The organism is Micromonospora sp. NPDC001898 (assembly GCF_042891255.1).
Lineage (GTDB): Bacteria > Actinomycetota > Actinomycetes > Mycobacteriales > Micromonosporaceae > Micromonospora.
This window is the reverse complement of sequence record NZ_JBIATC010000001.1, coordinates 170,749-191,542: the sequence shown is the minus strand read 5'-3', so window position 1 is coordinate 191,542 and position 20,794 is coordinate 170,749. Positions and strand designations below refer to the sequence as shown.

General features: G+C 74.6%; 22 protein-coding genes. 7 read left to right on the top strand and 15 right to left on the bottom strand.

Features of this window, described 5'->3' with window-relative positions:
• Nucleotides 1–18: 18 nt before the first annotated feature.
• The 4 genes from ACFYZF_RS00925 to ACFYZF_RS00910 all read right to left on the bottom strand — a co-directional run bounded on the left by ACFYZF_RS00925 (nt 19) and on the right by ACFYZF_RS00910 (nt 3,091).
• Nucleotides 19–501 carry an SRPBCC domain-containing protein gene (locus ACFYZF_RS00925; protein ID WP_387014369.1) on the bottom strand — a complete coding sequence of 161 codons (483 nt, stop codon included), beginning with the start codon at nt 499–501 and terminating at the stop codon, nt 19–21.
• Between the two features lie 121 nt (nt 502–622).
• Nucleotides 623–832: a DUF397 domain-containing protein gene (locus ACFYZF_RS00920; protein WP_387014366.1), complete on the bottom strand. Its 210-nt coding sequence runs from the start codon at nt 830–832 to the stop codon at nt 623–625.
• Nucleotides 833–1,031: 199 nt separating this feature from the next.
• Nucleotides 1,032–2,228, bottom strand: coding sequence for a fumarylacetoacetase (fahA, locus tag ACFYZF_RS00915; protein ID WP_387014365.1), 1,197 nt, complete (start codon nt 2,226–2,228; stop codon nt 1,032–1,034).
• Complete coding sequence (locus tag ACFYZF_RS00910; protein WP_387014362.1) at nt 2,225–3,091, bottom strand: hypothetical protein; 867 nt, start codon at nt 3,089–3,091, stop codon at nt 2,225–2,227. Before ACFYZF_RS00910 ends, fahA begins: the two co-directional genes overlap by 4 nt.
• A gap of 94 nt (nt 3,092–3,185) precedes the next feature.
• Between ACFYZF_RS00910 and ACFYZF_RS00905 the strand changes: the two genes are divergently transcribed.
• Entirely contained in the window at nt 3,186–4,352 is a 1,167-nt protein-coding gene (locus ACFYZF_RS00905) for a homogentisate 1,2-dioxygenase (protein WP_387014359.1), read from the top strand.
• Between the two features lie 108 nt (nt 4,353–4,460).
• Here the strand turns inward: ACFYZF_RS00905 and ACFYZF_RS00900 are convergent, their stop codons facing one another.
• The 5 genes from ACFYZF_RS00900 to ACFYZF_RS00880 form a co-directional block, all read right to left on the bottom strand.
• Nucleotides 4,461–6,053, bottom strand: coding sequence for a chitinase (locus ACFYZF_RS00900; RefSeq protein ID WP_387014356.1), 1,593 nt, complete (start codon nt 6,051–6,053; stop codon nt 4,461–4,463).
• A 191-nt stretch (nt 6,054–6,244) separates the two neighbouring features.
• Nucleotides 6,245–7,297 carry a tetratricopeptide repeat protein gene (locus tag ACFYZF_RS00895; RefSeq protein WP_387014353.1) on the bottom strand — a complete coding sequence of 351 codons (1,053 nt, stop codon included), beginning with the start codon at nt 7,295–7,297 and terminating at the stop codon, nt 6,245–6,247.
• A gap of 7 nt (nt 7,298–7,304) precedes the next feature.
• On the bottom strand, nt 7,305–7,787 hold the full coding sequence (gene ispF, locus ACFYZF_RS00890) for a 2-C-methyl-D-erythritol 2,4-cyclodiphosphate synthase (RefSeq protein WP_387014350.1): 483 nt from the start codon (nt 7,785–7,787) through the stop codon (nt 7,305–7,307).
• Nucleotides 7,788–7,803: 16 nt separating this feature from the next.
• Entirely contained in the window at nt 7,804–8,499 is a 696-nt protein-coding gene (gene ispD / locus ACFYZF_RS00885; RefSeq protein ID WP_387014347.1) for a 2-C-methyl-D-erythritol 4-phosphate cytidylyltransferase, read from the bottom strand.
• A gap of 54 nt (nt 8,500–8,553) precedes the next feature.
• Nucleotides 8,554–9,039, bottom strand: a complete 486-nt coding sequence (locus ACFYZF_RS00880; RefSeq protein WP_350881453.1) for a CarD family transcriptional regulator — start codon at nt 9,037–9,039, stop codon at nt 8,554–8,556.
• Between the two features lie 328 nt (nt 9,040–9,367).
• Between ACFYZF_RS00880 and ACFYZF_RS00875 the strand changes: the two genes are divergently transcribed.
• Entirely contained in the window at nt 9,368–10,099 is a 732-nt protein-coding gene (locus ACFYZF_RS00875) for a hypothetical protein (protein ID WP_387014344.1), read from the top strand.
• Between the two features lie 13 nt (nt 10,100–10,112).
• Here ACFYZF_RS00875 and ACFYZF_RS00870 read toward each other — a convergent pair whose 3' ends face one another.
• From ACFYZF_RS00870 to ACFYZF_RS00860, 3 genes are all read right to left on the bottom strand, one after another.
• Complete coding sequence (locus ACFYZF_RS00870; RefSeq protein WP_387014341.1) at nt 10,113–10,787, bottom strand: hypothetical protein; 675 nt, start codon at nt 10,785–10,787, stop codon at nt 10,113–10,115.
• Nucleotides 10,788–10,930: 143 nt separating this feature from the next.
• On the bottom strand, nt 10,931–11,989 hold the full coding sequence (locus ACFYZF_RS00865) for a type III polyketide synthase (RefSeq protein WP_387014338.1): 1,059 nt from the start codon (nt 11,987–11,989) through the stop codon (nt 10,931–10,933).
• Between the two features lie 196 nt (nt 11,990–12,185).
• Nucleotides 12,186–12,959, bottom strand: a complete 774-nt coding sequence (locus ACFYZF_RS00860) for a methyltransferase domain-containing protein (RefSeq protein WP_387014335.1) — start codon at nt 12,957–12,959, stop codon at nt 12,186–12,188.
• Between the two features lie 45 nt (nt 12,960–13,004).
• On the opposite strand from ACFYZF_RS00860, the gene ACFYZF_RS00855 reads away from it, so the two are divergent.
• From ACFYZF_RS00855 to disA, 4 genes are all read left to right on the top strand, one after another.
• Nucleotides 13,005–13,835, top strand: a complete 831-nt coding sequence (locus ACFYZF_RS00855; RefSeq protein ID WP_387014332.1) for a UbiA family prenyltransferase — start codon at nt 13,005–13,007, stop codon at nt 13,833–13,835.
• A 136-nt stretch (nt 13,836–13,971) separates the two neighbouring features.
• A complete protein-coding gene (locus ACFYZF_RS00850) occupies nt 13,972–14,766 on the top strand; it encodes a hypothetical protein (protein WP_387014329.1) in 795 nt (264 codons plus the stop codon).
• A gap of 91 nt (nt 14,767–14,857) precedes the next feature.
• Nucleotides 14,858–16,303, top strand: coding sequence for a DNA repair protein RadA (gene radA / locus ACFYZF_RS00845; protein ID WP_387014326.1), 1,446 nt, complete (start codon nt 14,858–14,860; stop codon nt 16,301–16,303).
• Between the two features lie 142 nt (nt 16,304–16,445).
• A complete protein-coding gene (gene disA, locus ACFYZF_RS00840) occupies nt 16,446–17,630 on the top strand; it encodes a DNA integrity scanning diadenylate cyclase DisA (protein ID WP_387014323.1) in 1,185 nt (394 codons plus the stop codon).
• A gap of 46 nt (nt 17,631–17,676) precedes the next feature.
• On the opposite strand, the gene ACFYZF_RS00835 is transcribed toward disA, so the two are convergent.
• The 3 genes from ACFYZF_RS00835 to ACFYZF_RS00825 all read right to left on the bottom strand — a co-directional run bounded on the left by ACFYZF_RS00835 (nt 17,677) and on the right by ACFYZF_RS00825 (nt 19,648).
• Complete coding sequence (locus ACFYZF_RS00835) at nt 17,677–18,417, bottom strand: hypothetical protein (RefSeq protein WP_387014321.1); 741 nt, start codon at nt 18,415–18,417, stop codon at nt 17,677–17,679.
• A 161-nt stretch (nt 18,418–18,578) separates the two neighbouring features.
• The gene (locus tag ACFYZF_RS00830; RefSeq protein WP_387014318.1) at nt 18,579–19,139 is read right to left on the bottom strand and encodes a peptide deformylase; all 561 of its coding nucleotides are present in this window, start codon (nt 19,137–19,139) and stop codon (nt 18,579–18,581) included.
• Nucleotides 19,136–19,648: a glycine cleavage system protein R gene (locus tag ACFYZF_RS00825; RefSeq protein WP_387014315.1), complete on the bottom strand. Its 513-nt coding sequence runs from the start codon at nt 19,646–19,648 to the stop codon at nt 19,136–19,138. The genes ACFYZF_RS00830 and ACFYZF_RS00825 overlap by 4 nt, the downstream gene beginning before the upstream one ends.
• A gap of 97 nt (nt 19,649–19,745) precedes the next feature.
• Here ACFYZF_RS00825 and ACFYZF_RS00820 point away from each other — a divergent pair, with 97 nt between their 5' ends.
• Nucleotides 19,746–20,657: an A/G-specific adenine glycosylase gene (locus ACFYZF_RS00820; RefSeq protein WP_387014313.1), complete on the top strand. Its 912-nt coding sequence runs from the start codon at nt 19,746–19,748 to the stop codon at nt 20,655–20,657.
• Nucleotides 20,658–20,794: the final 137 nt, after the last annotated feature.

Here is a 20,794-nt window from a genome sequence, read left to right as displayed (position 1 = left end):
GGGCCGCCGCCGCCCCGGTCAGGCCGCCTCCGCGGCAGCCGCCGGTTCGACAGCGTGGGCGAGGTCGGCGAGGTCCCGGCGGAAGGCGCCCTCGACCGCGCGGGCCGCCAGGCCGCCGAAGAGCAGGGCCAGGACACGACCGTACGGGGCGGTGGACACCGCCTCCTGGCGCACCGTGACGGCGGTGCAGAACCGGCGGCGGCGCCGCACGGTCTGCAGCGTCCAGGTGGTCCGGTAACTCACGCCGATGCCGACCGAGGTGAGCACCAGCCGACGGGGCGGCACGGCCTCCAGCACGACGAACTCCTCGGCCTGTCCGCCGCCGTCCGGCCGGGTGCGGGTCTCCCGCCAGGCCGTGCCCGGGGCGAGCTGGCCCGGGGTGAGCAGCTCGACCTGGCCGACCGTGCAGAGCCAGTCCGCGCGGGCCGGCAGGTCGACCAGGATCCGCCACAGGTCGACGGCGGGTGCCTCGATGAACTGGGTGACCGTGACCGTCGACATGACACCTCCCGTGTCCTCCACGGTACGGTGGGTGAGTGTGCGGCGGGGCCCCAGCGGCGGGAATTCCGCCGCTGGGGGCCGTCCCGGGCGAGGCGGGACCGGCCTCCCCCGAGGGTGTTGATCAGGCCCGGATCCGCCCGACCTGGATGGCGTCGACGAAGGCGGTCCAGCCCGGCGGGCTCACTGCCAGCGCCGGCCCGGCCGGATTCTTCGAGTCGCGTATCGCGACCACGCCGGCGGTGTCGACCAGGTTGTCCGCCACCTCCACGCACAGTCCCTGGTCGTTGGAGCGGCTGCTGGTGCGCCAGACGGCGCCCGCGAGATCGGTCATGCTCTTTACCTTCTGTCCGCTGAGACGTCCACGACAGCCGACGCCGCTGCGCTGCGCCGCCGGCCGGGGCCGCCGCGACGGACGGTCCCGACGCTAAACGCGGATACGCCGGACCCCGATCGCACAGCGGGTGCGATCGGGGTCCGGTGGTGCTTCGAAGCCGCGTTCCGGTGGCGCGGCGGGGCGGCTCGGCCCCCGGTCAGCGGGCCGGGTGGACAGTCCCGGTGACCTCGCCGAGGGCGACGGTGGTGCCGTCCGGGCCGGGTGCGGTGGCGGTGAGGGTGACGGTGTCGCCGTCCTCCAGGAAGGTCCGGGTCTCGCCACCGACCTTGACCGGCTCGGCGCCGCCCCAGGTCAGCTCCAGGAACGAGCCGACCTGCCCCCGCTCGGGGCCGGACACGGTGCCGGAGGCGTACAGGTCGCCGGTGCGCAGGGACGCGCCGTTGACGGTGAGGTGGGCCAACTGCTGGGCCGGGGTCCAGTACATGGTGGCGAAGGGCGGCTCGCTGACCCGCTCGCCGTTCCACTCCACCGCCAGCCGCAGGTCCAGCCCGACGTGCGGCACGTCGCGCAGGTACTCCGCCACCGGCGGGTCCTGGTCCGGAGCGGGCACGAACGCGTCGGCCAGCGCGTCCAGCGGGGTCACCCAGGCCGACACGGAGGTGGCGAAGGACTTGCCGAGGAACGGGCCGAGCGGCTGGTACTCCCAGGCCTGGATGTCCCGGGCGGACCAGTCGTTGACCAGCACCACCCCGAAGACGTGGTCGGCGAAGTCGGCCGCCTCGACCCGGTCACCGAGCGCGCTCGGCACGCCGACGACGAAGCCGACCTCGGCCTCGATGTCGAGGCGCACGGACGGGCCGCAGACCGGGCCCTGCGGGGTGGCCCGCTGCCCGGTGGGGCGGACGACCGGCGTGCCCGAGACCACCACGGTGCCGGCCCGGCCGTGGTATCCGATCGGCAGGTGCTTCCAGTTCGGCAGCAGGGGCGGCTGGCCGGGACGGAAGATCTGCCCGACGTTCCCGGCGTGGTACTCGGAGGAGTAGAAGTCGACGTAGTCGGCCACCTCGAACGGCAGCAGCAGCTCGATCTCGGCGAGCGGGATGAGCAGCGGTTCCACCGCTGCCCGGTGGGCCTCGTCGGTGAGCAGCGCGGTGACCCGCTGCCGCACGGCCGTCCACTGCGGACGTCCCAACGCCAGGAACGCGTTGAGGGTGGGCCGGCCCAACGTGCCGGCGGCCAGCACCAGCCCGGCCGCCTCGGCACCGGCCAGGTCGAGCACGAAGTTCCCGATGCGTACGCCGATCCGCGGATCGTCCCCGCCCCACCGGAACACCCCGTACGGCAGGTTGCGCACCCCGTACGCCGAGCCTTCGGCCTCCGTCACCCAGGTCATCCGTCGTACCCCCCGTTCACCAGCCCCAGCCGGATCAGATCGGTCAGTGGTTCCTCGATGCTGCACGAGCCGAAGCCCACCCACAGCGGCCGGTCGCCGTCCCGCCCGGCGCGGGCCCGCTCGACCAGCGGCACCGGGTCGGTCGCGGCGAGCAGGACGGCCACCTCGGCCACCTCGGCCCAGTCGGCGGCGGCGAGGGTCGCGGCGAGCACGTTGCCGAAGCCGTGGTGGGTGAAGCCGGTCTCCGGATCCCGGTGCCGCACGGCGTGGTGCAGCCCGGCGGTCAGCTTGAACGGCAGCTCCCGGTCCCGGCAGGCGCAGATGACGGCGGCCAGCTCGGCCGGGGTCGGGAACAGCTCGGCGGCCAGCCCGCCGGTGCGGAACTTGGCCGCGACCGGCACCCCGTCGGCGCGGGCGGCGGCGACCGTGTCCAGCGCCCCCATCAGCCCGAAGGTCAGCGGGATCTCGGCGTAGACGTCGACGCCGTCCCACCGCCCGGTCAGTTTCAGCAGCTCGGTCAGGCCGGGCTGCGGGTCCTCGCCGCGCCTGGCGACCGCCACCTCGACCTGGCGGGCGGTGACGCCGGCCGGGGCCAGGAACGACAGCGCGGCGGGCAGCCCTTCGACGCCGGTGTCGCCGATCAGCCCGACGACGAGGCCCTCGGCGGGATCGACCAGCGGGGTCAGCTCGCCGGCGACGACGGCCGAGGCGGGGACGAGCAGCGGGCCGACCAGGCCGGCATGCCAGGAGTCGCGGTGCCCGCGGTGGGCGGCGACCGCGTCGGGCAGCGTCGCGCTGCCGGGCGGGAAGACGGCGGCGTCGTCGACGAGTCCGGCGAAGAGGCGGGGCACCTGCGTTGACACGACACAAGAACTTACGGGACGCTACAAGGAACGGACAACAGCGTCCGATTATCGGACGCCAATGGCCGGTGAACGGGACGAATCGGGAGGCGACATGCCGTACTACCGCAGCGTCGGCGAGGTGCCCCGGAAGCGGCACACCCAGTTCCGGCAGCCCGACGGCACCCTCTACGCGGAGGAACTGGTGGGCCAGGAGGGCTTCTCCTCCGACTCGTCCCTGCTCTACCACCGGTACGCCCCGACCGCGATCGTCGCCGCCGAGGAATACACCCCGCAGGCCGTCACCCACGCGCCGAACCTGCCGCTCAAGCCCCGCCACCTGCGCACCCACAAGCTCGACGGGACCGGCGCCGACCCGGTGCTCGGCCGGCGGTACCTGCTCGCCAACGACGACGTCCGGATCGCGTACGTGCTCGCCGACCGGCCCTCCCCGCTGTTCCGCGACGCCACCGGCGACCACTGCCTGTACGTCGAGTCCGGCGAACTGCGGGTGGAGTCGCCGTTCGGCGTGCTGGACGCGGTCGCGGGCGACTACGTCGTCATCCCCACGTCGACCATCCACCGCCTCGTGCCGACCGGCGACCAACCCGTCCGGCTGCTGGCCGTCGAGGCCACCGGGCACATCGGCCCGCCCAAGCGCTACCTGTCGGTGCGGGGTCAGTTCCTGGAACACTCGCCGTACTGCGAGCGGGACGTCCGGGGGCCGGACGCGCCGTTGCAGGTGGACGGCGAGGACGTGGAGGTGCTGGTCCGGCACCGGCGCGGGTGGACCCGGTACGTCTACGCCAACCACCCGTTCGACGTGGTCGGCTGGGACGGGCACCTCTACCCGTGGGCGTTCTCCATCCACGACTTCGAGCCGATCACCGGCCGGATCCACCAGCCGCCGCCCGTGCACCAGACGTTCCAGGGCCCGAACTTCGTGATCTGCTCCTTCGTGCCGCGCAAGGTGGACTACCACCCCGACGCCATCCCGGTCCCGTACAACCACCACAACGTCGACTCCGACGAGATGCTCTTCTACACCGGCGGCAACTACGAGGCCCGGCGCGGCTCCGGCATCGAGCAGGGCTCGATCTCGCTGCACCCGTCCGGCTTCACCCACGGCCCCCAGCCGGGGGCCGCCGAGCGGTCGATCGGCGCCGACTTCTTCGACGAACTGGCCGTCATGGTCGACACGTTCCGCCCCCTCGACCTGTGCGACGCCGCGACCGAGTGCGAGGACCCGGGCTACGCCTGGACCTGGTCCCGCCGCGGCTAGGACGCATCCGGTCTCGGGGGTCCGTGACCGGGCCGACTGCCGTCGCCGGCCGCCACCACTGCGGGCGGCGTCCGGCGACGGGTCAGGGCGTCCTCTTCGGGCTCCGGGTCAGGGCAGCGCCTTGAGGAACGGACCGTGGCTGAGCCGGAACTCCCAGGAGTAGAACCGGTCCCAGTTGATCGACCAGGTCATCAGGCCCCGGAAGGCGGGGTTGGTCCCGCTGCGCGGGGTGTACCCGCCGCAGTTCTGCCCCTTGACCAGGCAGGTCACCGCCTGTTGTACGCCCGCGGGTGCGAGGTATCCGTTGCCCGCGCTGGTCGAGGAGGGTGCGCCGAAGGCGACCTGGTCCTCGCGCAGGGCGGGGAAGACGGCGTTGGCGTTCCCGGCGACCGGGAACCCGGTGAGCAGCATGTCGGTCATCGCGATGTGGAAGTCCGCGCTGCCCATGGTGTGGTACTGGTTGTCCAGCCCGACGATGGGGCCGGAGTTGTAGTCCTGCACGTGCAGGACGGTGAGGTCGTCGCGCAGCGCGTGGATCACCGGCAGGTACGACCCGGCGCGGGGGTCCTGTCCGCCCCACGGGCCCGACCCGTAGAACTGGTAGCCGAGCTGCACGAAGAACGTCTCCGGGGCCATGGTGAGCACGAAGCCCGCCCCGTAGCGCTGCTTGAGGGAGCGGATCGCCGAGATCAGGTTGACCACGACCGGCGTGGTGGGGTTACGGAAGTCGGTGTCCCCGGTGTTGAGGTAGAGGGAGTGGCCCTCGAAGTCGATGTCCAGGCCGTTGAGGCCGTACCGGTCGATGATCGCGGAGACCGACCGGACGAAGGTGTCGCGGGCGGCGGTGGTGGTGAGCTGCACCTGCCCGTTCTGGCCGCCGATCGAGAGCAGCACCTTCTTGCCCTGCTGCTGCTTGGCCCGGATCGCCGCGGTGAAATCCGCCTCGGTCTCCACGCCGGGGCACTCGGCGACGGGGCAGAGCTGGAAGCGGATGTCGCCGGAGGTGACCGAGGTGGGTTCACCGAAGGCGAGGTTGATGACGTCCCAGTCGGCGGGCACGTCGGCCATCCGCAGGTAGCCCGCGCCGTTGCCGAAGCTGGCGTGCAGGTAGCCGATCAGCGCGTGCTTGGGCAGCCCACCGACCGGCGGGGTGGTCGGCGGTGGGGTCGTCGGCGGCGGGGTGGTCGGGGGCGGAGTGGTGGGGGGTGGGGTCGTCGGGGGCGGGGTGGTCGGCGGTGGGGTGGTCGGCGGTGGGGTGGTCGGGGGCGCCGTCGTGGTGGGCGGGGAGGTGGGCGTGCCGCCGCCACACGACGCCCCGTTGAGGGTGCAGTCGGTGGGGGAGCCCGTGCCGGTGGCCAGGAAGCCGAACGACACCGAGGCGCCAGGGGCGACGGTGCCGTTCCAGGACCGGTTCGTGAAGGTGTGCCGCTGGCCGGCGCTGCTCACCGTGGCGTCCCAGTACGACCCGAGCGTCGTGCCCGTCGGCAGCGTGAAGGCAACCTGCCATCCGGTGATGGTGCCCGGGCCGCCGTTGGTGATGGTGAAACGGCCCTCCCAGCCGGTTCCCCAGTCCGAGGTCTTGGTGAAGGCGGCCGTGGGGCCGGCGGCCCGGGCCGGGGTGGCGAGGGTCAGGGTCGCTGCGGCGGCGGTGGCGAGGGCCGCCAGGACGGCCAGGAGCGGTGTTCGGGGACTGCGCTGCATCCGGTCCTCCCGGTAGGGAATCGCCCCGCCGGAGGCGTATCGACGGGTGGCTAATTATTAGGTTTGTTAACTGTAAATGTCCAGAGCTGGGCCGCAACGAGGTCCGATCGTCGGCGCTGCGCCGGATCCGCGCCGACGGGCGCCGGGGAGGCCGGCCCCGGCCCGCCGGCCACGGCCCGCCGGCCACGGCCTCAGCGCACGGTACGGGTGAACACGGCCAACTCGGCCACGGCAGTGACGGCGATCGTCAGCACCAGCGGCCAGGGCGTGCCGACCACCGCGTAGAGCACGAGCAGCACCGGCGCGGCGGCCACCCCGTACACGGCCAGGGCCAGCGACCGATCCGAGCGCAGCAGGCCCGGCAGCACGGTACGGGTCAGCCCCGGTACCCGCGCCGCGAGCAGCCAGCCCACCAACGCCCCGCTCAGCGCCACCAGCACCGCGAGGAAGCGGGACGGGCCGGCCGCGCCGGCCGCCGCGATCGCCACCAGGACCGTGCCCACGAGCGACCAGCCCGCCCCGTACAGCACCAGGCGGCGCAGCTCATCGGTGGTGCCCCGCCGCAGGCCGACTCCGTCCTGATTCGGGTCGGCTCCGCCCCGGCTCGGCTCAGACGGCGCTGGGGTGAACGGGACGGACTCGGCCAACTCCGCCAGCGCCTCGGCGTACCGGCGCCGCTCCAGCCGGACGATGCCCGGCTCGTCGCCGGCCCCGGCCAGCTCCGGGTCGAGCCGCAGCGCCTCCCGGTACGCCCGCTCGGCCAGGTCGTAGAGCCGCAGGCGGCCGGCGACCAGGGCGAGGACGAGGTGTCCCTGTGGTTCCTCCGGGGCCAACTCCACGCCCCGCCAGGCCGCGTTGAGGGCCGCCTGCCCGCCGCGCGAGCCGGACAGGATCGCGGCGGCGCTGCGCTGGGCATACGCGTCGGCGGGGCCGACGGTGAGGAGCCGGTCGGCGGTGCTCGCCGACTCGGCGTACTCGCCCAGGTCGGCCAGCGCCAGCCCACGCACCACCAGCGGGCCGACCGCGTCCGGGGCGACGGCCAGGGCCGCGTCGGCGGCGGCGCGAGCCTCGGCGGGCCGCCCGGCGGCGAGGTGCACGCGCCCGATGGTGGTCAGCGCGGCGGCGTTCGCCGGCTCCAGGGCCAGCGCGAGGCCGACCTCGCCGGCCGCCTCGTCGTAGCGCCCGAGGCCGGCCAGCAGCTGGGCGCGCTGGAGATATCCCTCGGCGGTGGCGTCGCTGGACATCGCGGGCCTAGGCGGCAGGGGCCTGGTGGACCAGGGCGACCGCGATCCCGGTCAAACCCTCGTCGCGCCCGGTGAAGCCCAGCCCGTCGGTGGTGGCGGCGGAGACGGTGACGGGGGCGCCGACCGCCTCGGACAACACCGCCTCGGCCTCGGCCCGGCGCGGACCGATCTTCGGGCGGTTGCCGATCACCTGCACCGACACGTTGCCGATCTGGAAGCCGGCCGCCCGGACCCGGCGGGCGCTCTCGGTCAGCAGCGCCACCCCCGACGCGCCCGCCCACTCCGGCTCGGCCACCCCGAAGTTCGACCCGAGGTCGCCCAGCCCGGCGGCGGACAGCAGCGCGTTGCAGGCCGCGTGCGCGGCCACGTCGGCGTCGGAGTGACCGGCCAGGCCGTCCTGGTCGGGCCAGTGCAGGCCGGCCACCCAGCAGGGTCGGCCGGCCGCGAAGGCGTGCACGTCGGTGCCGATGGCCACCCGAGGAACGATCATGCGCCGAGGGTACGCGTCACGCGCCCGTGGCCAGTAGATGCTCGGCGAGCGCCAGGTCGAACGGGCGGGTGACCTTGAACGCGTACTCGGAGCCGGGGACACACACCACCGGGATGCCCTGCTTCTCCACGAGGCCGGCGTCGTCGGTGAGCGGGTCGCCGGCCGCCGCGTGGGCGGCGACCAGCACCGACCGGCGGAACCCCTGCGGCGTCTGCACGGCCCGCAGAGCGGACCGGTCCACGGTGCCGAGGACCACCTCGCCGGCGCCGACCTCCTTGATCGTGTCGACCACGGGGAGGGCGGGGATCACCGCGTCGTGCCCGGAGCGGACCGCCCCGGCCACCGACTCGACCAGATCGGGCGGGGTCAGGGCACGGGCCGCGTCGTGCACCAGCACGATCCCCGGGCCGGCGGGGACGGCCGCGAGCGCGGCGGCCACCGACGCCTGCCGTTCCGCCCCGCCGGGGACGACCAGCACCGGGGCGACCGGGGCGAGGAGCCGCCGGACCGCCCCGACCTCCCCGGCCGGTGCGGCCACCACGATGGTGTGCACGGAGCCGGCGGCGGCGATCCGGCGGACCGCGTGCACGAGCAGCGGCTCCCCGGCGAGCAGGCGCAGGGCCTTGGGGACGCCCGGACCGAGCCGTACGCCGGCACCGGCCGCAGGCACGAGGACCGCGACGTCACCGCGCGGATTGAGCTGCGCGGTCACGTCGCGGTCCTCGGGTTTCTCTGCTGTGGGGTGGGTACGACGATGCTGTGCGGACTAGCCCTCGGTCAGCACCTTGTCGAGCAACGTCTCCGCCCCGTCCTTGGTGCTCTTCTCGGCCAGCGCGACCTCGCCGACGAGAATGTCGCGGGCCTTGGCGAGCATGCGCTTCTCGCCCGCGGACAGGCCCCGCTCCCGCTCCCGACGCCACAGGTCGCGGACGACCTCGGCCACCTTCAGCGGGTTGCCGGAGGCCAGCTTCTCCAGATTCGCCTTGTAACGCCGCGACCAGTTGGTCGGCTCCTCGGTGTGCGGAGCCCGGAGAACGTCGAAGACCTTGCCGAGGCCCTCTTCGCCGACCACCTCACGCACGCCCACGATCTCGGCGTTCTCAGCGGGCACCCGGACCGTCAGGTCACCCTGCGCGACCCGCAGGACGAGGTACTCCCTGGGCTCGCCCTTGATAACCCGAGTCTCGATTGCCTCGATGAGTGCGGCCCCGTGGTGGGGGTAAACAACGGTCTCGCCGACACTGAAAACCATAGGTTCGAAACCCCTTTCGCTGTGTCTAGGGTAACACGCTCAGGCACCGATGTCCCACCGCTGTCCTGACCGTTGGCGCAGCTCAGGGGCCCTGTGAGAGGTCTTTCTTCAGCTTGACAGGCGGCCAAACCGATGGTCTGAACACGCTCCGTAACCGAAAGGTGACCCCCCGGTGGAGGGTGGGCGGAGCGTGGATTTGTGGGCGATGCGCTCTTTCCATGGTAGCCCGGCCGCACCAGCCCCGCTCAGATGTAGCGGGAGCAGGGGCCCGTGCGAGACCCTTGAGGCGAACCGCTGTCCGCACACCGAGCCGGTTCGAGGGGGTCCGATGGGCATGCCCGACGCAGATGGTCACGGCCCCTTCGACGGGCTCCCCGGCCTACCCCCGGAGTGGGGCCGGGTGGTGGTGCCGGACGACGCGTCCGCGCTGGCCGAGGAGGCTGCGCAGGTCCGGCTCGAGCTGCGCCCGCAGGCCGGCCGGAACCGGTGGCGGCGGCTGCTCGGCCTGGCCGTCCCGAGGGACGGCCGGCCACCGCTCGGCCTGCCGCTGCTGGTGCTCCTGGTGGCGTTGCTCACCACCGCCGCCGGACTGTTCGCCGTCACCTGGCCCCGCACCCCCCGCTCAGGCGACCGCCCCACCGTCGTGCCGTACCCGACGGCGCCCGACCTGACCGGTCGCGTACTGCCGGCCCTGGAACTGGTCGACGCCGACGACTCGGTCGTGTCGTTACGCGCGCTGCTCCCCGCGATGATCGTCCTGGTGGACGCCTGCCCCTGCCCCGACCGGGTGGCCGAGGCCGCCGAGCTCGCACCGCCGGGGGTCACCGTGGTCACCGTCGACGGCACCCGTGCGCTGCGTCCCACTCCGGTGCCGGCCGGCGCGACCGTGCGTGCACTCGCCGATCCGGGCGGCGGGCTGCGCGCGTTCCTGCGCATGCCACCCCGCCCCGGCACCGCCACCGCGCTGCTGGTCGGCCGCACCGGCAACCCGGTCCGGGTGATCCAGGACCTGCGCTCCGCCGACGACTACCGCGCCGACCTGGCCCGCCTCGGCCCCTGACCCCGTCGGCTGCTCAGAACGCCAGGGCCGCCACCCGGGCGTCGACCACGATCGGGGCGATTCCCGGGGCGACGGCGGCCAACTCGATCCGGATCGGGCTGTTCCCGCCGCTCAGCGTCGTGGCGAGCGAACCGTCGCAGGTCACCCGGCGGCTGTCTCGGTGGCCGGAGCGGACGGTCACCAGCAGGAGCTGCCCCGGCCCGACGCACCGGTACTGGACCAGGTGCACTCGCGTGGTGACCTCGACGACCCGTCGCTGCGAGGGCTGACCGGGGCGCAGCGTCAGCCGGTCCTGCCAGACGGTCCCGGTCACCCCGCCGAGCCCGCCGTCGGGGCTCTCGCCGTAGCCGGTGCCCGCGTCGTACCGCTCGATCACCCGCCCGGTGGGCGGGTCGATGACGACGAGGTTGGATCTCACCCGGCCGGCCGGGTCGACGGTGACGACCAGCGGCGCGTCGCCCCTGGACACTCGGCCCGGGTCGCCGGACGGTGCCCCGGACCCGGTGCGCCGGGTTCCGTCACCGGGACCACGCCGCTCGTCGGTTCCGGACGCCGAGGCGGGGCCGCCGGTCGGACCGACCGCAGGGGCCACGGCCCGCCACCATTCGGCGCCCACGGCCACGACAAGGACGCCCAGCAGGGCGAGCCCTCCGCCCCGGAGCCGGTCAACCACGTCGCCGCCCACCACGCGGTCGAGCCTAGCCACCCGGCACCGGTCCCGCCGACCGCGAGACCCGACCGAAGCCCTCCGCCAGACGGCGGCCCGGTCAGGAAGACAGCGGCCCGGGCCGGTCAGGCAACGCGGCCCGGGCCTCCAGCGGGGCGGCCCGGTCAGGCGGAGCGGTCGAGGAGGGCCGCGTAGAGGGTCAGGCCCGGTCCGAAGGCGAGCATCAGCACCCGGTCGGGCGGCTGCGCCGCCCGCAACAGCCGGTCGAGGATCAGCAGCACGGTCGGCGAGGAGCAGTTGCCGTGCTCCTGCAACGTCGCCCGGGACGCGGCCAGCGCCCGCGACGGCAGCGCCAGCTCGCGTTGCACCACGTCGAGGATCCGCGGGCCGCCCGGGTGCACCGCCCAGCCGTCCACCTCGGTGAGCCGGGTGCCGTGCCGGGCCAGCAGGCCGTCGACCAGACCCCGGACGTGGGTCGAGAGCACCTGCGGCACCTGCGGCGACAGTCCCATTCGGAAGCCGGTGTCGGTGACCTCCCAGGTCATGTGGTCGGCCGTGGAGGTGTCCGTGACCGAGGTGACCTCGCGCAGCGCGTACCCCCGGCCACCGGGGAGGACCACGGCGGCGACGGCGGCGTCCGAGAAGAGCGCGTGGGAGACGATCTGCTGGGTGTCCAGCCGGGCCGTGGCCGGCTGGATGTGCAGGCTGGTCAGCTCGGCGCAGAGCAGCAGCGCGGGGCGCTGCCGTGCGGTGACGAAGTCGCCGGCCGCGCCGAGCCCCGGCAGGGCGGCGTAGCAGCCCATGTGCCCGACGAACATGCGCTGGGTGTCCGGGGCCATGCCCAGGTCCCGGGCGAGCAGGATGTCCAGCCCGGGGGTGGCGTACCCGGTGCACGAGCAGACGACGAACAGGCCGATGTCGCGGGCGTCCAGACCGGCGGCGGTGAGCGCCCGGCCGACCGCCTCCTTGCCCAACGGCAGCGCCTCGACCTGGTAGCGGCGCAGCCGGCGCTCGGTCGACCAGTCCGAGACGTCCTCCAGCAACGGGTTGACCGCCGCCTGCCGCCGGTTCACCCCGGAGTTGGCGAAGATCCGTTCTGCCAGCGCCCGGGTCCGGCCCGGGAAGTGCTTCGAGAAGAAGCCCTGCCAGAGCTCGTCCTGCGCGGCACCTGGCGGCTGCGCCGTCCCCATGCCCGCGATCACCGGTACGGCCACGTTCCCCACCTCTCGTCCGCGAACCCCCATGTCGTCCCCGTGTCGCCTCCGTCCGACGACCACGGGACCGCCTTCCTCACGTTCACCAACGAGGGGCCGGGCCGCCACGGTCCGGGACGTCGCCCGGGTCGCGGGCGGGGCGCTCGTGGCGCGCACCCTCGGGTGGCCCCTTCCCGGCGTCCCCAGTACCCCGATGCCGACCCGGCTACCCGCGCCGGACCCCCCACCCCTGGTACAGCACCGAAGTCGACCAGGTCGGCCTGATCCGTGGCACCCGCCCGACCGTCGTCGGCTGTGGACGACCACCACGGGAGCGGATCCGGCGCAGCAGCCAGGCCAGCGTCCCGGGCAGCCCCGGGCGGACGCCCCGGACCCGCAGGTCGACGCCGTGCCGGGCGCACTCGGCGACCAACTCCCGGTGGTCCACGAACAACCGTGGATCGTGGATGCCCCGGGGCACCGTCGGCAGCCGCTCGCCGATCTCGACCGCGATCAGCCGGCTCAACGCGGTGTCGTTGAGGGTGTCCAGGACCAGCAGCCCGCCCGGACGGAGCAGCCGGCACGCCTCGGCCACCGCCCGCCGCCAGTCGGGCACGTGCTCCAGCAGCTCACCGGCGGCCACCACGTCGGCGCAGCCGTCGGCCAGCGGCACGGCGGTGGCATCGCCGTTGACGGGGGTCACCCCGTGCCGCGCGGCCTGGGCCAGGGCCGAGCGGGTGAGGTCGACCCCGACGTGCCGGTAGCCCTTGCCGGCCAGGTGCGGGGCGAGCAGCCCGGCGCCGCAGCCCAGGTCGACCAGGAGTGCGTCGGGTCGGGCGGCCGGCGGCACGAGGGCCGCCCGGGCCCGGGCCAGCCAGTGCAGCATGGCGAACGCCCCGTCGGGACGCCACCACTCGTCGGCCAGGTCGTCGTACTGCCGTGGATCGTTCGGGGGTAACGGGCGGGGGCGGTCGGACACCCGGGACGAACCGTCGCGCATGGCACGAGCGTGGCACGACTGGACGGTAACGACCAGACTTCCCTTATGTCGACGACGGTGTTAGGGCTGGTCAGGGCAAGTCATCCCGAGCCCGCCGTGGCGGTGACCGTGGTCGCCGGGCTGCTCGCCCAGGGAGTGGGGCACCGCCCGTCCGGGGTGGCCGCGGTGGCGCTGACGGTGCTCGCCAGCCAGCTCACGGTCGGCTGGTCCAACGACGGCCTGGACGCCGGCCGGGACGCCGCGGTGGGGCGTACCGACAAGCCGGTCGCGAGCGGCACGGTCAGCACGCGGGCGGTCGGCCTGGCGGCGGGGGCGGCGGCCCTGGCCACGTTCGGACTGGCGGCGGCGACGACCAACCGGACCGCGGCGGTCTGGGCGGCCGTGGCCCTGGTCTCCGCGCTGTCCTACAACTGGCCGCTGAAGTCGACCCCGGTCTCGGTGCTGCCGTACGCGGTCTCCTTCGGGGCGCTGCCCGCCTTCGTGGTGCTGGCCCTGCCCGGCGCGCCCGCCCCGCCGGCCTGGCTGGTGGCCGCAGCCGCCCTGCTCGGGGCCGGGGCGCACTTCGCCAACGTGCTGCCGGACCTGGCCGACGACGCCCGGACCGGGGTGCGTGGGCTGCCGCACCGGCTCGGCGCGGCGGGCAGCCGGGTGGCCGCCGCCGGGCTGCTGCTCGCGGCGACCGTCACCCTGGTCGTCGGGCCGCCCGGGCCGCCGTCGTGGGCCGGGCTGTCGGCCGTCGCGACCGCCGCACTGGTGCCACCCCTGACCTGGTACGCCGGCCGCGGCGCCCGCCGGGGGGCGGCCGCCTTCCGGGCGGTGATGCTGGTGGCGCTGATCGACGTGGTGCTGCTGGTGGCGAACGGCCGGGTGGTCTGAGCGCCCCCGGGAAGGTGGTGGTGCCGGGTCGGCGTGCGGCTCCCGATCAACCCCAACTACCCTGAAGCCGGTCTGCGCGGGTATGGCCACCGTGCCCGGTGGCGGCCGGGTGGGGATCGTGACGAGGAGGACCGACGTGACGCGCTCGATCAGGGGTTCCCGGCGGGCGGCCCTGCTGCTGTCCGGCGTGGCGGCGGCGACCGGCCTGCTGGCGACCGGTTGCGGCGCCGGCCAGGTGGCCGAGACCGCCAACAAGACCCCGTCGGTCCAGGGCGTCAACGTCCAGACTTCCGACAACGCCTACAAGGTACGCGGCCTGTACGTCGAATACCCGGGCGACGGGAGCTACCAGTCCGGCGGGAACGCCGCCGTCAACGCGGTGCTCTACAACGACACGCAGAGCCCGGTGACGGTGGCCGTCACCACGGACAGCGCGCGGGAGATCGTGATCACCAGCAGCGAGTCCGGGTCGGCCAGCCCGGCCGCATCGGGCAGCGCGTCGCCGTCGGCCAGCGCGTCGCCGTCGGCCAGCGCGTCGCCGTCGGCCAGCGCGTCGCCGTCGGGCAGCGCCAGCCCGTCCGGGTCGGCCAGCCCGTCGGAGGGCGGCTCGCCGTCCCCGTCCGAGGGCGCGTCGGCCAGCCCGTCCGCGCCCGCCGGCGAGCCGGCCCGGATCGAGATCCCGGCCCTCGGCTACGTCCAGCTCAACGTGCAGGGCGGCCGGTCCCTTCAGCTCGTCGGCCTGAACGAGGCCCTGCTCGTCGGGCAGCAGGTCAACCTGACCTTCGACTTCGGCAACGGCACGACCCTCAGCACCCCGGCCCCGATCGGCGTACCGCTGACCCCGCTCCCGCAGCCCTCCCAGATCGTCGAGCGCGAAGGCTCGCACGGCGAGGAGGGTGGCACCGAGGCCGGCGCGGGCCACGGCGGCTGACGCCCCGCACCACCGACCGTCGACGGCACCGCCGGCGTGGCACCCGCCACGCCGGCGGTGTTTCGTCGTACGGGGGGACTAGCGTTCCGGTGTGACGACGCCCCGATCGACACCCTCCCGAGCGACCCCCCGCGCGGGCCGGGCCGCCCGCGAGCCCCGTCCGGCCTACGAGTGCGACGCCTGCGGGCACCAGCCCCCGAAGTGGGTGGGGCGCTGCCCGGAGTGCGGCGAGTGGGGCGCGGTGGTCGAGTGCACCGTGACCGGTCCGACCGTCTCCGGCCGGGTGGTCAGCTCCCGGATGCCGGCCGAGCCGGCCCGTCCCATCGCCACCATCAGCGCCGCCCCCGCCAGGGCCCGGCCGACCGGGGTCAGCGAGCTGGACCGGGTGCTCGGCGGCGGCCTGGTGCCCGGCGCCGTGGTGCTGCTCGCCGGCGAGCCGGGCGTAGGCAAGTCCACGCTGCTGCTCGACGTGGCCCAGCAGTGGGCGGCCACCGCCGGCAGCCCGTCGCTCGTGGTCAGCGGCGAGGAGTCGGTCAGCCAGGTGCGGCTGCGCGCCGAGCGGATGGGCGCCCTGCACGACCAGCTCTGGCTGGCCGCCGAGAGCGACCTGGGCGCGGTCCTCGGGCACCTGGACGCGGTGAAGCCGGGGCTGTTGGTGCTCGACTCGGTGCAGACCATCTCCACCCCCGGCACCGAGGGGGTGCCCGGCGGGGTGACCCAGGTCCGGGCCGTCACCGCCGCCCTGGTCGCGGTGGCCAAGGAGCGCGGCCTCGCCACCGTGCTGGTCGGTCACGTCACGAAGGACGGCCAGGTGGCCGGCCCCCGGGTGCTGGAGCACCTGGTCGACGTGGTGCTGCACTTCGAGGGCGACAAGCACTCCTCGCTACGGATGGTGCGCGGCGTGAAGAACCGGTTCGGCGCCGCCGACGAGGTCGGCTGCTTCGAGATGCACGAGGGCGGGATCAGCAGCCTCGCCGACCCGTCCGGGCTGTTCCTGACCCGCTACTCGGAGCCGACGCCGGGCACCTGCGTCACGGTGGCGATGGAGGGTCGGCGGGCGCTGGTCACCGAGGTCCAGGCGCTGATCGGCGCGACCGTCGCGGGCTCGCCCCGGCGCACGGTGTCCGGGCTGGACGGGGCCCGGCTGGCAATGGTGCTGGCGGTGCTCCAGCGTCGCGCCGAGCGGCTGACCCTGCACGACCGGGAGGTCTTCGCGGCCACCGTCGGGGGCATCCGGGTGGTGGAGCCGGCGGCCGACCTCGCGGTCGCCCTGGCGGTCGCCTCCGGCGGGCTCAACCTGGCCATCAACCCGCACCTGGTGGCGATCGGCGAGGTCGGGCTGACCGGAGAGGTGCGCCGGGTCGGCGCGGTGCCACGCCGGCTGGCCGAGGCGGCCCGGCTCGGGTTCCGGGTGGCGCTCGTCCCGACCGGATGCGGCCCGGAGAGCGTCGGGGCGGGCCCGGAGAACATGCGGGTGATGGAGGTCACCGACGTGCGCTCGGCGCTCCAGTGTGCCGCCCGCGCATCCGCGGAGTGACCGACGGTGGCGGCCGGGCAGGATCGCCCGTGCGATACCGGACAAGCGCGGCAGAGCGCTCGGCGTGGACATCGGGGGTCGCCGTGACACATCACAGTAACCACGACAGCACCCACCGCACGCCAGTCCGTAGACTGTGCGGGTGCCGATCGACCGCGATGCCAGCAAAACCGCCGGCGCGACACCCCACGCCCGCACCGGCGCCGTGGGCTCGCCCGCCCGTCCGATCAGCGTCAGCGTGACCGGGAGTGCCAGCGGCGCGAGTGGGGACCCGCTACGGGCCAACCTGGCGCTCATGGCGCCGGGCACCGCGCTGCGTGACGGCCTGGAACGGATCCTGCGCGGCCGGACGGGCGCGTTGATCGTCCTCGGCTACGACAAGGTGGTCGAAGGGCTGTGCACCGGCGGCTTCCCGCTGGACGTGGAGTTCTCGGCGACCCGGGTCCGCGAGCTGTGCAAGATGGACGGCGCGGTGGTGCTGTCCAGCGACGGCACCCGGATCGTCCGGGCCGCCGTGCACCTGATGCCGGACCCGTCGATCCCCACCGAGGAGTCCGGCACCCGGCACCGCACCGCCGAGCGGGTGGCCCGGCAGACCGGCTACCCGGTCATCTCGGTCAGCCAGTCGATGCGGATCATCAGCCTCTACGTCAACGGCCAGCGGCACGTGCTGGACGACTCGGCGGCCATCCTGTCCCGGGCCAACCAGGCCCTGGCCACGCTTGAGCGCTACAAGCTGCGCCTCGACGAGGTTTCCGGCACCCTGTCCGCCCTGGAGATCGAGGACCTGGTCACCGTCCGGGACGCGGTGGCGGTGGTGCAGCGGCTGGAGATGGTCCGCCGGATCGCCGACGAGATCGCCGGATACGTGGTGGAACTGGGCACCGACGGCCGACTGCTCGCCCTCCAGCTCGACGAGCTGATGGCCGGCGTGGACGCCGACCGCACCCTGGTCATCCGGGACTACCTGCCCACCGGCCGCAAGCCCCGCACGTTGGACGAGGCGCTGGTCGAGCTGGACCTGCTGGGTTCCACCGAGCTGATCGACCTGGTCACGGTTGCCAAGGCGATCGGCTACCCGGCGGCCTCCGACGCGCTGGACGCGGCGGTCAGCCCGCGCGGGTTCCGGCTGCTGGCGAAGGTCCCCCGCCTGCCGGTGGCGATCGTCGACCGGCTGGTGCTGCACTTCGGCAGCCTCCAGCGGCTGCTCGGGGCCACCGTGGAGGACCTACAGGCCGTCGAGGGCGTCGGTGACGCCCGGGCCCGGGGCGTCCGGGAGGGGCTGTCCCGGCTCGCCGAGGCGTCGATCCTGGAGCGCTACGTCTGACCGGGCTCGCCCCGCCTGGCCCGACCCGCACGGCAGGCCGTTCGGCTCAGCCGGTGACGGTGAACTTCACCGGCTCGCTCAGCTTGGTGTCCAGCCGCCCGAAGACCTGGTAACTCCCGGCCGGCGGGAACGGGCCGTTCGCCAGCCCGTCCTTGCAGCGGCTGGTGTCCTTGCCGTTCCAGTCCACCTGGTACGACCGCTCGAAGCCCGGGGTGAACGACTGCACGTCCGAGCCCTTCACGTTGCCGCAGGTGTCGGAGGACCAGACCTTCTCCGCGCCGGACTTCACGTACAGCTCCTGGAAGTCCGCGCCGACGTCCCGGCTGCAGGTGCGGTTCGACTTGTTCTTGATCTTGAGGTGGAGGCTGACCACGGCGCCCCGCTGCGCCGACGACGGCGCCGCCACCGGCGTCACCGAGATCTCCGCGTCGGTGCATGCCCCGACATCGGTGCCCGGGGCTGCCGGAGCGTCGTTCCCGACCGGATCGGCCGAGGATCCCGGGTCACGCGGAGCGCCGGACGAGCCGGCGTCGTCCGGGCCGCCGGGCGAGGCGCCGGTCTGCGGGGGCAGCGCCGAGCCGCTCGGGTCCGGGGCCGCGGACGGGTCGCCGGTAGCCGGGGCCACAGTCGGTGTCGGTGTCGACTTCGACTGTGGGGTGGTGCCGGTGTTACCCGCATTGTTGCAGGAATAGAGCAGGACAATCAGGAAGAGAAGCCCCGCTCCGACCACGACGGCTCGACGCCGCCAGTACACAGCGGATGGCAGGGGGCCGACCGTCAGACGCATGATGCCTCCACCGTAACGGCGGGCCCCACCCTCGTCCGACGCGACGCGCCGGACCACCCTCCGGTCACCGGTACGACTCTCCACTCACGACGACCGCCCGCCCCGGTCCGCCCGCGACGCCGGGCGGGCCGCCTCCCGGCCGCGGCCCCGCCCGGCCAGGCTCACAGGTACACCTTGCGCTGGTAAATCGCGTGCGCACCGGCCACCCGGTCGAGGAAGAGCAGGCCGGCGCAGTGGTCGATCTCGTGCTGCACCGCCCGCGCCTCGAACCCGTCGGTGACCAGCCGCACCGGCGCGCCGGTGCCCGGGAGCACCCCCTCGACGACCAGCCGGCTGGCCCGCTTGACGTCGCCCGTCAGATCGGGCACCGACATGCAGCCCTCCCGGCCCGCCTTCCACCGGCTCGCCTCGACCACCCGGGCGTTGCACAGCACGAAGGTTCCGTGCACGGTCACCGCCTTCGGGTGCCCGGTGATGTCGACCGCGAACATCTGGGCGCTCACGCCGACCTGAGGCGCGGCGAGGCCCACGCAGCCCGGCGAGACGCGCATCGTGGCGACCAGGTCAGCGGCGAGGCGGACCGCCTCGTCGGAAGTCGGGTCCACCTCCGACCCGGGCCTGCCGAGCACCGGGTCCGGGGCGGAGACCACCGGACGCACCTCGCCGGGCACCGCCAGCGCCTCGGCTGTCCAGTCGCCGAGGCCGACGTACTCCGCGGTCACAGCAGGTCCGAGTCCGCCGGGCGGAGGCTGACCCCGACGCCGAGTTCCGCGGCTTTACGGGCCAGCCGGCCAGCCACCTCGTCGGAGGAACCCGGCGGCAGCTCGACCTCGGCCACCACCACGTAGAGCGAGCCGGTCAGCCGGGTGCTCAGGTCGGTGACGTTGCCGCCCACGTCGGTCAGCACCCGGGTCATCGCCGCGACGATGCCCATCCGGTCCGCGCCGTGCACCGACAGCACGTACGGCTCGCCGGCCGGAGCAGTCGCGCCGTCGGAGGTGACCGCCCGCACGGTGGCCAGGAGCTGGCCGTCGGTGGCCAGGGGGGCCAGCGCGGCCTCGACCTCGGCGGCGCCCGGGCCGACGCAGATCAGGGTCATCGCGAAGTGGCCCCGCAACCGGGTCATGGTGGAGTCGGTGAGGTTCGCGCCGAGCCCGGCGAGCACCTCGGCGACGTCGGCCACGATGCCGGGCCGGTCCCGACCGATGACGGTGATCGCTAGCTCGCTCATCCGGGCATTCTGCCCGATCCGGGGCCGGGCCTCGCGCCCGCCCCGCCCGGCCCGCCCAACCTACGGGAAGGCGGCCCGTGACATGATCGGCGGCGCGATGTCTGAGCCCACCTTCGCCACCCTGGTCAGCCGGTGGTACGAGCAGAACGCCCGCGACCTGCCGTGGCGCGTGCCCGGCGTGGGCGCGTGGGCGATCCTGGTCAGCGAGGTCATGCTCCAGCAGACGCCCGTGGTACGGGTGCTGCCGGCGTGGGCGGCGTGGCTGGAGCGCTGGCCCACACCCGCCGCGCTGGCCGACGACACGCCGGCCGAGGCGATCCGGATGTGGGGGCGGCTGGGCTACCCCCGCCGGGCGGTACGGCTGCGCGACTGCGCGGTGGCGATCGTCGAGCGGCACGGCGGAGAGGTGCCCGACCGGCTGGACCAGCTCCTGGCGCTGCCGGGGGTGGGCACGTACACGGCCAGGGCGGTGGCCGCGTTTGCGTACGGGCAGCGGCACCCCGTGGTGGACACCAACGTGCGGCGGGTGGTCTGCCGGGCGATCGCCGGGGAGCCGGACGCCGGCCCGGCCACCCGCCCCGCCGACCTGGTGGCCACCGAGGAACTGCTGCCTTCGGAGCCGGCCGCCGCCGCGCTGGCAAGCGCCGCGTTCATGGAGCTGGGGGCAATGGTCTGCATCGCCCGCTCGCCCCGCTGCCCGGGGTGCCCGGTGGAGTCCGTCTGCGCCTGGCGGGCGTCCGGCCAGACGGCCCCGGCCGGTCCGACCCGCCGGCCCCAGCGGTACGCCGGCACCGACCGGCAGGTACGCGGACTGCTGTTGGCGGTGCTGCGGGAGGCCACCGGCCCGGTGCCGCACCAGCGGCTGGACCAGGTCTGGACCGACGACGTGCAGCGCGCCCGGGCGCTGGCCGGGCTGGTCACCGACGGCCTGGTGGAGCCTGTCGGCGAGGCGGAGTTCCGGCTGGCTGGCGACGGCCCCACGGCACCGACGCTGCCCACGGGCGGCTGACCCACAGGCCCCGGCCCGCCGCCCCCGGACGACCCGTCGGGGTGGGAACGGCACGCAGAAGGGGGGGGGGGGGGGGGGGGGGGGGGGGGCGCGCGGGGCGGCGGGGGGGGGGGGGGGCGGCGGGCCAGCAGGGGGCG

Bases quoted from the DNA above. Each gene is read 5' to 3' on its own strand.
- ACFYZF_RS00925 (WP_387014369.1), bottom strand. From the start codon at position 501: ATGTCGACGGTCACGGTCACCCAGTTCATCGAGGCACCCGCCGTCGAC.
- ACFYZF_RS00920 (WP_387014366.1), bottom strand. From the start codon at position 832: ATGACCGATCTCGCGGGCGCCGTCTGGCGCACCAGCAGCCGCTCCAAC.
- fahA (WP_387014365.1), bottom strand. From the start codon at position 2,228: ATGACCTGGGTGACGGAGGCCGAAGGCTCGGCGTACGGGGTGCGCAAC.
- ACFYZF_RS00905 (WP_387014359.1), top strand. From the start codon at position 3,186: ATGCCGTACTACCGCAGCGTCGGCGAGGTGCCCCGGAAGCGGCACACC.
- ACFYZF_RS00900 (WP_387014356.1), bottom strand. From the start codon at position 6,053: ATGCAGCGCAGTCCCCGAACACCGCTCCTGGCCGTCCTGGCGGCCCTC.
- ACFYZF_RS00895 (WP_387014353.1), bottom strand. From the start codon at position 7,297: ATGTCCAGCGACGCCACCGCCGAGGGATATCTCCAGCGCGCCCAGCTG.
- ispF (WP_387014350.1), bottom strand. From the start codon at position 7,787: ATGATCGTTCCTCGGGTGGCCATCGGCACCGACGTGCACGCCTTCGCG.
- ACFYZF_RS00880 (WP_350881453.1), bottom strand. From the start codon at position 9,039: ATGGTTTTCAGTGTCGGCGAGACCGTTGTTTACCCCCACCACGGGGCC.
- ACFYZF_RS00875 (WP_387014344.1), top strand. From the start codon at position 9,368: ATGGGCATGCCCGACGCAGATGGTCACGGCCCCTTCGACGGGCTCCCC.
- ACFYZF_RS00860 (WP_387014335.1), bottom strand. From the start codon at position 12,959: ATGCGCGACGGTTCGTCCCGGGTGTCCGACCGCCCCCGCCCGTTACCC.
- ACFYZF_RS00855 (WP_387014332.1), top strand. From the start codon at position 13,005: ATGTCGACGACGGTGTTAGGGCTGGTCAGGGCAAGTCATCCCGAGCCC.
- ACFYZF_RS00835 (WP_387014321.1), bottom strand. From the start codon at position 18,417: ATGCGTCTGACGGTCGGCCCCCTGCCATCCGCTGTGTACTGGCGGCGT.
- ACFYZF_RS00825 (WP_387014315.1), bottom strand. From the start codon at position 19,648: ATGAGCGAGCTAGCGATCACCGTCATCGGTCGGGACCGGCCCGGCATC.
- ACFYZF_RS00820 (WP_387014313.1), top strand. From the start codon at position 19,746: ATGTCTGAGCCCACCTTCGCCACCCTGGTCAGCCGGTGGTACGAGCAG.